At 73.6% G+C, this 12,943-nt stretch carries 12 protein-coding genes; 7 read left to right on the top strand and 5 right to left on the bottom strand.

What is annotated here, in order from left to right; all coding sequences use genetic code 11:
• Positions 1-44 precede the first annotated feature (44 nt).
• Entirely contained in the window at positions 45-437 is a 393-nt protein-coding gene (locus tag ACFZB3_RS15300) for a hypothetical protein (protein WP_391375185.1), read from the top strand.
• Positions 438-603: 166 nt separating this feature from the next.
• Entirely contained in the window at positions 604-1,206 is a 603-nt protein-coding gene (locus ACFZB3_RS15295) for an HD domain-containing protein (protein ID WP_391375182.1), read from the top strand.
• A gap of 59 nt (positions 1,207-1,265) precedes the next feature.
• On the opposite strand, the gene ACFZB3_RS15290 is transcribed toward ACFZB3_RS15295, so the two are convergent.
• Positions 1,266-1,883, bottom strand: coding sequence for a hypothetical protein (locus ACFZB3_RS15290; RefSeq protein WP_391375179.1), 618 nt, complete (start codon positions 1,881-1,883; stop codon positions 1,266-1,268).
• Positions 1,884-1,985: 102 nt separating this feature from the next.
• A complete protein-coding gene (locus ACFZB3_RS15285) occupies positions 1,986-3,794 on the bottom strand; it encodes a glycoside hydrolase family 3 N-terminal domain-containing protein (protein WP_391375177.1) in 1,809 nt (602 codons plus the stop codon).
• Between the two features lie 408 nt (positions 3,795-4,202).
• On the opposite strand from ACFZB3_RS15285, the gene aroA reads away from it, so the two are divergent.
• Positions 4,203-5,453 carry a 3-phosphoshikimate 1-carboxyvinyltransferase gene (aroA, locus tag ACFZB3_RS15280; protein ID WP_391375174.1) on the top strand — a complete coding sequence of 417 codons (1,251 nt, stop codon included), beginning with the start codon at positions 4,203-4,205 and terminating at the stop codon, positions 5,451-5,453.
• A 21-nt stretch (positions 5,454-5,474) separates the two neighbouring features.
• On the opposite strand, the gene ACFZB3_RS15275 is transcribed toward aroA, so the two are convergent.
• Entirely contained in the window at positions 5,475-6,275 is an 801-nt protein-coding gene (locus tag ACFZB3_RS15275) for a TIM barrel protein (protein ID WP_391375171.1), read from the bottom strand.
• 17 nt (positions 6,276-6,292) lie between these two features.
• A complete protein-coding gene (locus ACFZB3_RS15270; RefSeq protein ID WP_391375168.1) occupies positions 6,293-7,228 on the bottom strand; it encodes a GNAT family N-acetyltransferase in 936 nt (311 codons plus the stop codon).
• Positions 7,229-7,622: 394 nt separating this feature from the next.
• Between ACFZB3_RS15270 and ACFZB3_RS15265 the strand changes: the two genes are divergently transcribed.
• Complete coding sequence (locus ACFZB3_RS15265; RefSeq protein ID WP_391375165.1) at positions 7,623-8,129, top strand: hypothetical protein; 507 nt, start codon at positions 7,623-7,625, stop codon at positions 8,127-8,129.
• Between the two features lie 301 nt (positions 8,130-8,430).
• Here ACFZB3_RS15265 and ACFZB3_RS15260 read toward each other — a convergent pair whose 3' ends face one another.
• Positions 8,431-9,477, bottom strand: coding sequence for a substrate-binding domain-containing protein (locus tag ACFZB3_RS15260; protein ID WP_391375163.1), 1,047 nt, complete (start codon positions 9,475-9,477; stop codon positions 8,431-8,433).
• Between the two features lie 251 nt (positions 9,478-9,728).
• On the opposite strand from ACFZB3_RS15260, the gene ACFZB3_RS15255 reads away from it, so the two are divergent.
• Genes ACFZB3_RS15255 through ACFZB3_RS15245 form a run of 3 tightly spaced genes read left to right on the top strand, consistent with a single transcriptional unit; the run spans position 9,729 to position 12,870 of the window.
• Positions 9,729-10,886, top strand: a complete 1,158-nt coding sequence (locus ACFZB3_RS15255) for a Gfo/Idh/MocA family oxidoreductase (protein ID WP_391375160.1) — start codon at positions 9,729-9,731, stop codon at positions 10,884-10,886.
• Positions 10,883-12,037 (top strand): DUF993 family protein, encoded by a 1,155-nt coding sequence (locus ACFZB3_RS15250; protein WP_391375157.1) that lies wholly within the window; start codon positions 10,883-10,885, stop codon positions 12,035-12,037. The genes ACFZB3_RS15255 and ACFZB3_RS15250 overlap by 4 nt, the downstream gene beginning before the upstream one ends.
• A 32-nt stretch (positions 12,038-12,069) precedes the next feature.
• Positions 12,070-12,870: a TIM barrel protein gene (locus tag ACFZB3_RS15245; protein ID WP_391375815.1), complete on the top strand. Its 801-nt coding sequence runs from the start codon at positions 12,070-12,072 to the stop codon at positions 12,868-12,870.
• The last annotated feature ends 73 nt before the right edge of the window (positions 12,871-12,943 follow it).

Raw genomic sequence — 12,943 nt, 5'->3', positions numbered from 1 at the left:
ACGGTCATGGTTGGTGCACAGCTGCGGTACGGGAGGGGACGACTGTGGACAGTGGTGCGATACGCCGGCGGCTGGCGCTCGGCGTGGCCGTGCTGGCCGCGTCCGGGGTGCTCGCGCTCGTGGCACCGGCGGAGGCCCAGGCCGTGACGGCCGCGGACTGCGCCGGACGCGAGGTGCGGACCCTGTCCTTCGCCACCGGTACCGTGCACGTCTACCGGCAGGGCGGCTACGTCTGCGCGATCACCCTCCCCAGGGAGTCCGGCGGCAGGCGGACGATGTCCGTCAGCGTCCAGGCCCGCGGCAACCGCCCGGTCGTGGACAAGGGCCGGTACAGCCACCGCGCGGGCCCGGTCACGGTCCACGCCGGGCACCGGTGCGTGTGGGTACGGGGCACGGTCGGGCGGAGTTCGGTGAGCTCGGGCTGGATCCTGTGCTGAGGGTGATGATCCGGCCGTGCGCATGAGGCGAGAGGTCCGCCGGGTCCTGTGGGGGCTGTGGGGTGCGTGCCTGGTGTTCTGCGTCTGGTTCCTCGCCGAGGCGGTCGCGCTGTTCCGGCAGGCCGAGTCATGGTGATGCGGGCAGGGTGCCGGTAACGTCTCCGGGATGACCGCGACGCCCACGGATTTCCTGGCACGTGCCCTGGACGCTCCCGGCGAGCCCCCGCTGCGGCCGTTGCCGCCCGTGGTGGCGGAACTGCTGCGTTCGCTGAGCGCCCCGCCCCGGCTGGCGGCGCACCTGCGTGCGGTCCACGACGTCGCGGCCGACCTGGTGGACTGGGTGCGGGACCGGTACCCGGACCTGCCCGTGGACCCCGACGCCGTCCTCTTCGGCGCGGCGACCCACGACGTGGGCAAGGTCCGCCACCCCGAGGAACTCGCCGGACCCGGCTCGGCCCACGAGGCGGCCGGCCGTGACCTGCTGCTGAGCCGCGGCTTCCCGCCCGCACTGGCCCGGTTCGCCGCCACCCACGCCGACTGGGACGACCCCGCGGTGACGCTGGAGGACCTCCTGGTCAGCACGGCCGACAAGGTGTGGAAGGACAAGCGCGTCCCCGGCCTCGAGGACCGGGTCGTCCGGGCGCTGGCGGACGAGACGCGGCGGGAGCCCTGGGAGGAGTACCTCGCGCTCGACGACCTGCTCACCCGGCTCGGGGCGGCCGCGGCCCCCCGGCTGGCCTTCCAGGCGGCGTTCCCGGTGCACGTCTGACCAGGCGCCAGGATCCGGCGGGGCCGCCCGGGGTCGAACCCGGGGCCGGCAAGGAGCGTTCACACGCGGCGGGCGCAGCCCACCGGATGCTCCCCGCCCAGCTGGACGTACAGGGCGGTCGACGCCGGGCAGGCGTCCCGCGAGGTCACCGCCCGCACCACCCGGTACTGCGGCTTCCGCTTCCCCGAGCCGTCGCAGGTGGTCTCCCGGACCTGGCCGCGGCCCGAGTTGTAGACGCAGTCGCCGACGATGGTGCGCGGCCCGCCGCCCCCGCCGGGGTCGCCGGGGTGCGGCGGCTCCAGGTTGCGCATGCAGGCGTAGCCCTGCGGGATCGTTCCGTCGCCGTTCTCGCCGCGGCCCGTGCGCTGGGCGCCGATGTGCAGCACGAAGTCGGTGGTGGCCGGGCACAGCGGCCCGTCGGCCACGGCGCCGTCGTACCGGGCGATCACCCGGGCCGCCGCGCGTTCACCGGAGCAGGGCACCTCGGTGAAGCTGGCGGTCCCGAACGAGCTGCACTCGTCGACCGCGAGGAACTGCGTGCCGTACCCGGACGGCGTCGGGCTCGCCGTCGACCGCGCGCTGCCCGCCGGCGCCCCGGACGACGACGTCCGGCAGCCGGCCGGCAACAGCACGACGGCCAGCGTCACCAGAACCCCCGCAAAACGCCTGCTCCGCATAGCGACCCCCCTGCCAGCGTGGCCCGCGATCACGGTTCGCGTCAGCTGTACGGGAGGCTTTCCGCCTGTTGGGGGCGTTACGCCCGGTTCTGTGGCGTACGTCTAATACGTCAGCCCGTGGCCGATCGGATACAGCACCTGCGCCGGATCGTCCGCCCGCTGCACCGGCACCGGCAGCCTGCCGTGCGGTGCCACCCGGCCCGCGATCACCCGTGCCGCGGCCCGCAGTTCGACGTCGGTCCACGAGTAGGTCGCCAAGCAGGCCTTCAGGGAGGGGAGTCGGGCGACATCGTAGGGATTGCGCACCGCCACCGCCACCACCGGGACGCCGGTCGCGACCAGCCGTTCCACCAGCCGCTGCTGTCCGCCGCCCGCCGTCACGTTGTACGTCCCGACGACCACCGCGTCCGCTCCCCGCGCCGCCGCGACCGCCCTGTCGACGTCGGCGGCGGACGGGTCCAGGCCCGTGGCCGACGCGGTCGCGGCGAAGCCCAGTTCGGTGAGGGCGGCGGCGAGCACTCCGGTCGGCGGTCCCGTCGTACCGGACGGGGAGGCCGGGTCGGCGCCGACGACCAGCACCGTGCCGTGCGTGCGGGGCGAGAGCGGAAGCAGCCCGCCCTCGTTGACCAGCAGCGTGGTGGTGCGCTCGGCGATCCGGTCGGCGGCGGCGAGGTGCCGGGCCGCGCCGACCACCCGGCCGACGTCCTTCGTGTTGACGTACGGCCGGTCGAGCAGCCCCAGCCGGGACTTCAGCCGCAGGATCCGCAGGACCGACTCGTCCAGCCGGGCCTCGGTCAGCTCGCCGTCCCGTACGGCCTTCAGGACGGCGTTCCAGGCGACGTCCAGGTGGGGCGGGTCGAGGAGCTGGTCCACGCCGGCCTTCAGGGCGAGCACGGGCACCCGGTCGTCGCCGTACTCCGTGCGGACCCCCGCCATGCCGAGGGAGTCGGTCACCACGACGCCGTCGTAGCCGAGTTCGCCGCGCAGGATGCCGGTGAGGACGGGCTGCGAGAGGGTCGCCGGGTCGCCGGAGCCGTCCAGGGCCGGGAACTGGATGTGCGCGGTCATGACCGAGTCCACCCCGGCCGCGATCGCCGCCCGGAACGGGACCGCGTCCAGCTTCTCCCACAGCTCCCGGCTGTGCGTGATCACCGGGAAGCCGGTGTGGCTGTCGACGGCGGTGTCGCCGTGCCCCGGGAAGTGCTTGACGGTGGCCGCCACGCCCGCGTCCCGGTACCCCTGCACCTCGGCGGCGACCAGGTCCCCGACCGCGTCCGGACCGGCCCCGAAGGACCGTACGCCGATGATCGGGTTGGCCGGGTTCACGTTGACGTCGGCGTCCGGGGAGTAGTCCTGCCGGACGCCCATCGCGCGCAGCTCCGCGCCGGAGATCCGGCCGAGGGTGCGGGCGTCGGTCCGGGAGCCGCCCGCCCCCATCGCCATGGCGCCGGGGAAGAGGGTGGCGGGCCTGCCGATCCGGCAGACGGCGCCGTGCTCCTGGTCGGTGGCGATCAGGACGGGCAGGCCGCGCGGCTGCGTCAGCGAGGCCCGCTGGATCCCGTTCGACAGCTCGGCGATCTGTTGCGGGTCCCGGGTGTTGTGCGTCCAGGTGAAGTAGATGATCCCGCCGACGCGGTACTTCCCGATCAGCTCGGCGGCGGTGCGGACGCCGATCTCCTTGAGGTTGGCGTCGACGTCGGCCTGGTCGGGGTCGGTGGCCGAGTGCCCGTAGAACCGCACCACGAACAGCTGCCCGACCTTCTCCTCGATCGTCATCCGCGCGACGATCGCCTGGAGCCTCCTGTCGTCGGAGTTCGTGTCGCCGGCGCCGAAGGCGTCCGCGCCGGTGCCGACGGCCAGTCCCGCGGTGACGCCCGCGGTAGCGGCGAGAACGGTGCGTCTGGAGGGCACGTGCGCTCCTTTTGGTGGGGAATGCACGGTAACCGGAAAGGGGCCGCCATCGGCGCATTGGAGGGGGGCACGTCGATGGCGGCGGGCCGACGGCCGTGGTGCGGCGGAGAGGGTAGGCCGGCTCTCGCAGCCAGCAGCGAGGACCGACACCACACCACGGAGACTCTTCCGGCAGCCTGCGGGTTGGACGGGCGGGGGAGGGGGCGGGTTCCCGGACGGCCGGTATTTCCCGGAAGTCGGGAGAAGACGGACTGACGCGACGAATGTGACGCCGCCCAGCTGAAGCGCCCCTTCAGGGGCGCGGGGAACTGCGCGACAAGCCCCCACCGGCCCGCGCGCACCGAACCACCTGTTCCACCCATTGGAAACACACCCCACCCGAGACCGCCGACCGGCGATCATGGCGGCATGCCCCTCGTCGCGATCCCCGGTTCCAAATCCGTCACCGCCCGCGCCCTCTTCCTCGCGGCCGCCGCCGACGGAGTCACCACCCTCGTCCGCCCCCTCCGCTCCGACGACACCGAGGGCTTCGCCGAGGGCCTCGCCCGGCTCGGCTACCGCGTCGGCCGTACTCCCGAGACCTGGCAGGTGGACGGCCGCCCGCAGGGCCCCGCGCTGCCGGAGGCCGAGGTCTACTGCCGGGACGGCGCCACCACCGCCCGCTTCCTGCCCACCCTCGCCGCGGCCGGCCACGGCAGCTACCGCTTCGACGCCTCCGAGCAGATGCGCCGCCGCCCCCTCGCCCCGCTCACCCGCGCCCTGCGCGACCTCGGTGTCGACCTGCGCCACGAAGAGGCGGAGGGCCACCACCCGCTGCGCATCGAGGCGGCCGGGGTCGAGGGCGGCGAGGTGACGCTCGACGCCGGGCAGTCCTCGCAGTACCTGACCGCGCTGCTGCTGCTCGGCCCGCTCACCCGCAGGGGCCTGCGGATCCGGGTGACGGACCTGGTGTCCGCGCCCTACGTGGAGATCACGATCGCGATGATGCGCTCGTTCGGGGTGGAGGTGGCGCGCGAGGGCGAGGTCTTCGTCGTCCCGTCCGGCGGCTACCGGGCCACCACCTACGCGATCGAGCCCGACGCCTCCACCGCGAGCTACTTCTTCGCCGCGGCGGCCGCGACGGGCCGCGAGGTCACCGTGCCGGGGCTCGGCCGGGGCGCCCTCCAGGGCGACCTGGGCTTCGTGGACGTGCTGCGGCGGATGGGCGCGGACGTCGAGATCGCCGAGGACCGGACGACCGTGCGCGGCACCGGCACGCTCCGCGGTCTCACCGTCGCCATGCGGGACATCTCCGACACCATGCCGACCCTCGCGGCCATCGCCCCCTTCGCCGACGGCCCCGTCCGCATCGAGGACGTGGCCAACACCCGGGTGAAGGAGTGCGACCGGCTGGACGCCTGCGCGGAGAACCTGCGCCGGCTGGGGATCGAGGCCGTCACGGGGGACGACTGGATCGAGATCCGGCCCGGCACGCCCGCCCCGGCCGAGATCAAGACCTTCGGCGACCACCGCGTCGTGATGTCCTTCGCGGTGACCGGCCTGCGCACGCCCGGCGTCTCCTTCGACGACCCGGGGTGCGTGAAGAAGACCTTCCCGGGCTTCCACCAGGCGTTCGGGGAGCTGGCAGCGGGGTGGGGGATCCCGGCCGCCGGCGCGTGAGCGCGGCGGCGGGACCCGGGCTCAGGCCGACTCGTTGAGCAGCCGCGCCAGGTGGTCGCGCCCCGCCGCCAGCAGTCCGGGCAGCGGGGCCGCCGCCTCGTACCAGCGCTTCTCGTACTCCCAGCACAGCCAACCGTCCCAGCCGTGCCGGGAGAGCACCTCGACGCACTCGGACAGAGGCAGGACCCCGGCGCCGAGCGGCAGCGGGGTGGTGTCCTCGGCCGAGGCGATGTCCTTGACCTGGACGTAGCCGAGGTGCGGGGCGAGCGCCGCGTAGCTCTCGGCGGGCTGCTCGCCGCCCAGCCAGGTGTGCATGACGTCCCAGAGCGAGCCGACCATGCGGTGGCCGACGGGACCGAGGATCCGGATCGCGGCGGCGCCGGTGCGGTGCGAGTCGTGGGTCTCCAGGAGGACCCGTACACCGAGCGCGGAGGCGTCCTCGGCGAGGGTGCCGAGCCGCCGGGCGGCGATCGCGTCGGACTCGGCGGCCGGCAGGTCCGGGTCGGCGCCCGGGAAGACCCGCACGCAGGAGGCGCCCAGGTCGTGGGCGAGCTGGAGGAGTTGGCGCGTCTCGTCGAGGACCGGGGCGTCCTCGCCGGGCGCCGCGAGGCGCGCGTACCCGGCGACACCCAGCACCTCCACCCCGGCCGCCTCGAAGTCGGCGGCCACGTCGGCGCGCGCGGCCGGGCCGAGGCCGGGATGCACCGGCTCCTCGGGGTGGGCGCGCAGCTCCACGCCGTGGTAGCCGTGGGCCGTGGCGAGCGCCAGCACGTCGGGCACCGGCAGACCGGGGACCCCGAGGGTGGAGAAGGCGAACTTCATGCTCACCAACCTACTTCTCACTCACCGGTCGCGTGCAGGTCCAGCCGCCAGTCCTGGCCGACCAGGTCCTTGCCGAAGGAGCGGTGCGGTTTCTCGGCGGTGAGGACGAAGCCGTGCCGCCGGTAGATGCGGCGGGCGGCGGACAGCACGTCGTTGGTCCACAGGACGAGCTCCCGGTAGCCGACCCCGCGCGCGAAGTCGGTGACGGCGGTGACCAGCCGGTCGCCGACGCCGAGCCCGCGGGCCTCCGGTTCGACGAGCAGCAGCCGCAGCCGCGCGGTGCCCGGGGCGTCGTCCCGTACGCACATCACGCAGCCCACCGGCCGCCCGGCCCGCTCGGCGATCCAGGTCCGCTCCAGGTGCGGGTCGTGGTCCTCGGCGTAGTCGGCGACGATCCGGGCGACGAGCCCCTCGTAGTCGGCGTTGAAGCCGTACTCGGCCGCGTACAGGGCCGCGTTGCGCTGCACGATCCAGCCCAGGTCGCCGGGGCGCGGCTCGCGCAGCACGACCTCGCCGGAGCCCTCGGGGGCGTGCCCGTCGCCGAGGATCGTGCGGATGGTGCCCATGGCCTCGGCGAGGCGGGCCCGCGCGCCCGGGTCGACGGCGCCCAGCAGCGAGCCGACCGATTCGCGGGCCCGCTCGTCCAGCAGCTCGGCGGCGGCCCGGCCGCCCGTGGTGAGGGACACGCGCCGCCGCCGCGGGTCCTTGTCCGAGGGCGCGCGCTCGATCAGTCCGGCCTCCTCGAATTTGTTGAGGATCCGGCTCAAGTACCCGGCGTCCAGCGCGAGATCGGACCGCAGGTCGGCCGCGTCGGTGTCGGCGGCGTGCGCCAGCTCGTAGAGCACCCGGGCCTCGGTGAGGGTGTACGGGGCGTAGAGGTGGCGGCCGTAGTCGAGGGCGCCGATGAGGTTGGTGTAGAAGCGGTTGAAGGCGCGGATGTCCTGGACGGTCATGGCTGGACCCCGATGGTTGACTGAGTCAGAGATACCGTGTCCCCGAGGCTATCCCGGCACCCCGCCCGGCCGGAAGGTGTCGGCCCGAACGGCGGCTCCGCAGGCTTTACTTGTTCTTTTTTGCTTGGTCGTGGTCCTGCTTTTGACTTCGTCGCGCCCGCGCCGTAGGTTTATACACGAACGTCACTTATGTCCGTTTCAACGAGGACGTGACGTGGTCCGCCGGAGAGCCCGTACGGGTGCGGAGAACCGGCATCGCGGGCGGCGGACGCGCTCAGGGCTGCGCGCAGGCTCTGGAGCGCACGCAGGGCGGCCGGCCCCCTGACACGGCGGCCGTCGTAACACAACCACACCCTCGGAGAGGGGCGAAACCATGCGCGCGCACACCACACGTATGAAGAGGGTCGCCATCGCTGCGATTTCGGCACCCATCCTGGCGCTCGGCGCCGGAGCCGGAATCGCCAGTGCGGCCACCCACGCGGCGCCCGACCACGTCGTCACCTACCAGGACAACGGTGGTGGCGGTGGCGGCGGCGGTCACGGCGGCGGCGGTGGCGGTGGCCACGGCGGCGGCGGTGGCGGCCATGGCGGCGGAGGCTACGGCGGCGGCGGTCACGGTGGCGGAGGCTACGGTGGCGGCGGCTACGGCGGTCACGGTGGCGGCGGCTACGGCGGTCACGGCGGCTGGGGCGGCTGGGGCGGCTGGGGCGGCTGGGACGACGACTACGGCTACGGCGGCCACGGTGGTCACGGCGGCTACGGCGGCGGCGGTTATGGCGGCGGCGGTTATGGCGGCGGCGGTTATGGCGGCGGCGGTCACGGTGGCGGCGGCTACGGTGGCGGCGGTCACGGTGGCGGCGGTGGCGGCGGCCACGGCGGCGGCGGTGGCGGCGGCCGGTGAGTGACACTCCCTGACAGCGAAGGACGGATCCGGGTGCCCGACCCTCGGGCACCCGGATCCGTGCGTGGAAAACCCCCGTGTCGAAACCTCTGCCGAGCCCTTGCCGGGGTTGCTCGCGCAGTTCCTCCCCCAGCCCTCGGCCGGGGGTACCCCCAGCACCCCTGTCAGGAGCGCGGGGAACTGCGCGACAAGCCCCCGACGGCCCGCAGCCGAAACGCGACAGTCGGGACGAGGACGAGGAATGGTCGGGGGCACCTGAGCCGCGCCCCCCGCTGTCGGGGTTCTCGTCGCCGGTGGGCGGTCAGGTGCGCGGCACCCCCGAGGACCCCCGCACCATCAGCTCGCCGCGAACCGTCGCGATCCCGCCCGGCGGCGGCTCCTCGCGGCCCATGGCGATGCGGCCGGCCCGCGCCCCCGCCTCCGCCAGCGGCAGCCGCACCGTCGTCAGCGACGGCACCGCGTCGATGCTGAACGGCAGGTCGTCGAAGCCGGCCACCGACACGTCCTGCGGGATCCGCAGCCCCGACTCCCGCAGCGCCGCGCACGCGCCGAGCGCGACGGAGTCGTTCGCCGCCACCACCGCGGTCAGCGACGGGTCCCGGCGCAGCAGCTCCAGCGTCGCCTCGTACCCCGCCCGCCGGTCGTAGCGCCCGTGCACGGTCCAGCGCGGGTCCTCCTCGATGCCCGCCTCGGCCAGTGCGGCCCGGTGGCCCTCCAGGCGGTGCCGGGTGGTCGTGCGCTCCTCGGGTCCCGCGATGTAGCCGAGGCGCCGGTGGCCGAGCCCGATGAGGTGCTCGGTCAGCTGCTTGCCGCCGCCGCGGTTGTCGAAGGTCAGCGCCACCGCGTCGGTGTCCGGCGCCGGCGGCCGCCCGCACAGCACCACCCGGGTCCCCGCGTCCGCCAGCTTGCGCAGCTTCGCCGCCACCGCCGCCGCGTGCGGCGCGTTCTCCACGGCACCGCCGGTCAGGACCACCGCCGCCGCCCGCTGCCGCTGCAGCAGGGTCAGGTACGTCAGTTCCCGCTCCGGCGACCCCCCGGTGTTGCAGGTCACCGCCAGCCGCTCGCCGCCCGCGCGCCCGCCCGGACCGCCGATCTCCGCCTGGATGGCGCTCGCCATGATCCCGAAGAACGGGTCCGCGATGTCGTTGACCAGGATGCCGACCAGGTCGGAGGTGGCCGCCGCGAGCGCGCTCGCCGGCCCGTTGAGGACGTAGTCCAGCTCGTCCACAGCCCGCAGCACCCGCTCCCGCGTGGACGCGGCCACGGGGTAGTTGCCGTTCAGTACGCGCGACACCGTCGCGGGCGAGACCTGGGCGCGGGCCGCCACGTCCGCCAGGGTCACCGTCATTTCGTCGTCCTCCGGTCGCGCATCTCGTCGTACGTCGTCGTACGCAGCCTGATCGGCAGTCCGATCAACAGCTTGCTCATAGGAAGCCCCCTTGCCGTGCAGACCATAAGGCCATTCACTCCTGTTGTTCGCCCCCTCGAACAACTCGACCCCATCACGGTCTTGTACAGACCAGGGGTCAAAGGCTAGCTTCAGACCATATAGAAAGCGCTTGCTGCGTTGCTGAGACGCACGCGGACGAAGGGAAACACGTGAACCGCAAGACGGTGCGTATCGCCATGAACGGCGTCACCGGGCGCATGGGCTACCGCCAGCACCTCGTCCGCTCGATCCTCGCCCTGCGCGAGCAGGGCGGACTCGACCTCGGCGACGGCACGGTGCTGTGGCCGGAACCGGTGCTCGTCGGCCGCCGCGAGTACGCGCTCCGCGAGATCGCCGACCGCCACGGCCTGTCCGACGAGCACATCTCGACGGACCTGGCGGCCGTGCTCGCCGACCCCACCATCGACATCTACTTCGACTCCCAGGTCACCTCCGCCCGCGAGGAGGCCCTCCAGCAGGCCATCGCGGCCGGGAAGCACATCTACACCGAGAAGCCGACGGCCACCGGCCTGGAGGGCGCCCTGGAGCTGGCCAGGCTCGCGCACGCCAAGGGCGTCAAGTCCGGCGTCGTCCAGGACAAGATCTTCCTGCCCGGCCTGCTCAAGCTGAAGCGGCTCATCGACGGCGGCTTCTTCGGCCGGATCCTCTCCGTCCGCGGCGAGTTCGGCTACTGGGTCTTCGAGGGCGACTGGCAGGAGGCGCAGCGCCCGTCCTGGAACTACCGCGCGGAGGACGGCGGCGGCATCGTCGTCGACATGTTCCCGCACTGGGAGTACGTCCTGCACGAGCTGTTCGGCCGCGTGAAGTCCGTCCAGGCTCTCACCGCCACCCACGTCCCGCAGCGCTGGGACGAGAACGGCAAGCCCTACGACGCGACGGCGGACGACGCCGCGTACGGCATCTTCGAGCTCGACGGCGGCGCGATCGCCCAGATCAACTCCTCCTGGACGGTCCGCGTCAACCGGGACGAACTGGTCGAGTTCCAGGTGGACGGCACCGAAGGCTCAGCGGTCGCCGGCCTGCGCAACTGCCGTGTCCAGCACCGCAGCGCGACCCCCAAGCCGGTCTGGAACCCGGACATCCCGGCCACCTACGCCTTCCGCGAGCAGTGGCAGGAGATCCCCGACAACACCGAGTTCGACAACGGCTTCAAGGCCCAGTGGGAGCTGTTCCTCAAGCACGTCTACGCCGACGCCCCCTACCACTGGGACCTGCTGGCCGGCGCCCGCGGCGTCCAGCTCGCCGAGCTGGGCCTGAAGTCGTCGGCGGAGGGCCGCCGCCTCGACGTACCGGAGATCGAACTGTGACCCTCCACCTCCCCGCCCCGGACGGGTCGCTGCGGGCGTACGAACCCCGCAGCGAGCCCCTCGCCCTCACCCCGGGCACCCCCTTCACCTCCCGTACGGTCTTCTCGGCGGCGCACGTCGTCGCCGACCCGTTCGCCGACTCGAACCCCGACGCGCCCGCCGCCGTCGACTGGGACGCCACCCTCGCCTTCCGCCGCCACCTGTGGGCGCACGGCCTGGGCGTCGCCGAGGCGATGGACACCGCCCAGCGCGGCATGGGCCTGGACTGGGCGGGCGCGGCCGAGCTGATCCGCCGCAGTGCCGCCGAGGCGCGTGCGGTGGGCGGCCGGATCGCCTGCGGTGTCGGCACCGACCAGCTCACCGGCGGCGGCACCCTCGCCGGGATCCGGGCCGCGTACGAGGAGCAGCTCGCCCTCGTCGAGGAGTCGGGCGCCCAGGCCATCCTGATGGCCTCCAGGGCGCTCGCGGCCGCCGCCACCGGCCCCGAGGACTACCTCGACGTCTACGGCCACCTGCTGCGCCAGGCCGCCGAGCCGGTGGTCCTGCACTGGCTCGGCCCGATGTTCGACCCGGCGCTGGAGGGTTACTGGGGCTCCTCCGACCTCGACACGGCCACCGACACCTTCCTGGAGGTCATCGCCGCCCACCCCGACAAGGTCGACGGCATCAAGGTGTCGTTGCTGGACGCGCAGCGCGAGGTCGACCTGCGCCGCCGCCTGCCGCAGGGCGTCCGCTGCTACACCGGCGACGACTTCAACTACCCCGAGCTGATCGCGGGCGACGAGCAGGGCTTCAGCCACGCCCTGCTCGGCATCTTCGACCCGCTGGGGCCGCTGGCGGCGGAGGCGGTCCGGGTCCTGGACACGGGCGACACGGCGGGTTTCCGCACCCTCCTCGACCCCACCGTCGAACTCTCCCGGCACCTCTTCCAGACGCCCACCCGCTTCTACAAGACGGGCGTGGTCTTCCTGGCCTGGCTGGCCGGCCACCAGAGCCACTTCACCATGGTCGGCGGCCTCCAGTCGGCCCGCTCGCTGCCGCACTTCGCGCGCGCCTACGAACTCGCCGACGGCCTGGGCCTGTTCCCGGACCCGAAGCTGGCCGAGGACCGGATGAAGACCCTCCTCGCCCTGTACGGAGTGAACCAGTGACCGGCGACCTCTCCCGCTTCTCCATCAACCAGATGACCGTCAAGCAGCTGTCGCTGCCCGAACTGGCCGACGCCTGCCGGGAACTGGGCGTGCCCGGCGTCGGCCTCTGGCGCGAGCCGGTGCAGTCGTACGGCGTCGAGGCCACCGCCAAGCTGGTCCGCGAGGCCGGCCTGGCGGTCACCACCCTGTGCCGCGGCGGCTTCCTCACGGCCATCGACCCGGACGAGCGGGCCGCCGCGCTCGCCGACAACCGGCGGGCGGTCGAGGAGGCCGCGACCCTCGGCACGGACACCCTGGTCCTGGTCTCCGGCGGCCTGCCGGCCGGCTCCAGGGACCTGCACGGCGCCCGGGAACGCATCGCCGACGCCCTCGCCGAACTCGGCCCCTACGCCGAGCGGCACGGCGTCCGCCTGGCCATCGAGCCCCTGCACCCGATGTTCGCCTCCGACCGCTGCGTGGTCTCCACCCTCACCCAGGCCCTGGACCTCGCGGAACGCTTCCCGGCCCAGCAGGTCGGCGTCACCGTCGACACGTACCACATCTGGTGGGACGACCAGGCACCCGCGCAGATCGCCCGGGCGGGCGCGGGCGGCCGCATCCACACCTTCCAGCTCGCCGACTGGACCACCCCGCTGCCGGCGGGAGTCCTGAACGGCCGGGGCCAGATCGGCGACGGCGCGATCGACATGCGGGAGTGGAAGGGGTACGTGGAGGCGGCCGGTTACACAGGTCCCATCGAGGTGGAGCTGTTCAACGACGGGCTGTGGGCACGGGACGGGCGGGAGGTGCTGGCGGAGACGGCGGAACGCTTCCTGGCGCACGCGGCGGACTGACGAGCCGGTGGCCTGCCCGCATCCCGTGCTGCCGGGCAGGCCACGCCCCTAAGATCGGGGTGACACCCGAGCG

This window comes from Streptomyces sp. NPDC008092 (assembly GCF_042957285.1).
Classification (GTDB): domain Bacteria; phylum Actinomycetota; class Actinomycetes; order Streptomycetales; family Streptomycetaceae; genus Streptomyces.
Note: the sequence above shows the minus strand (reverse complement) of the source record. Positions and strands in the feature narration are given on the sequence as shown.

What these genes read in the sequence shown, in the direction of transcription:
- ACFZB3_RS15275 (WP_391375171.1), bottom strand. Translation starts at nt 6,275, where the DNA reads ATGAAGTTCGCCTTCTCCACCCTCGGGGTCCCCGGTCTGCCGGTGCCC.
- ACFZB3_RS15260 (WP_391375163.1), bottom strand. Translation starts at nt 9,477, where the DNA reads ATGACGGTGACCCTGGCGGACGTGGCGGCCCGCGCCCAGGTCTCGCCC.
- ACFZB3_RS15265 (WP_391375165.1), top strand. Translation starts at nt 7,623, where the DNA reads ATGAAGAGGGTCGCCATCGCTGCGATTTCGGCACCCATCCTGGCGCTC.
- ACFZB3_RS15245 (WP_391375815.1), top strand. Translation starts at nt 12,070, where the DNA reads ATGACCGTCAAGCAGCTGTCGCTGCCCGAACTGGCCGACGCCTGCCGG.
- ACFZB3_RS15270 (WP_391375168.1), bottom strand. Translation starts at nt 7,228, where the DNA reads ATGACCGTCCAGGACATCCGCGCCTTCAACCGCTTCTACACCAACCTC.
- ACFZB3_RS15290 (WP_391375179.1), bottom strand. Translation starts at nt 1,883, where the DNA reads ATGCGGAGCAGGCGTTTTGCGGGGGTTCTGGTGACGCTGGCCGTCGTG.
- aroA (WP_391375174.1), top strand. Translation starts at nt 4,203, where the DNA reads ATGCCCCTCGTCGCGATCCCCGGTTCCAAATCCGTCACCGCCCGCGCC.
- ACFZB3_RS15295 (WP_391375182.1), top strand. Translation starts at nt 604, where the DNA reads ATGACCGCGACGCCCACGGATTTCCTGGCACGTGCCCTGGACGCTCCC.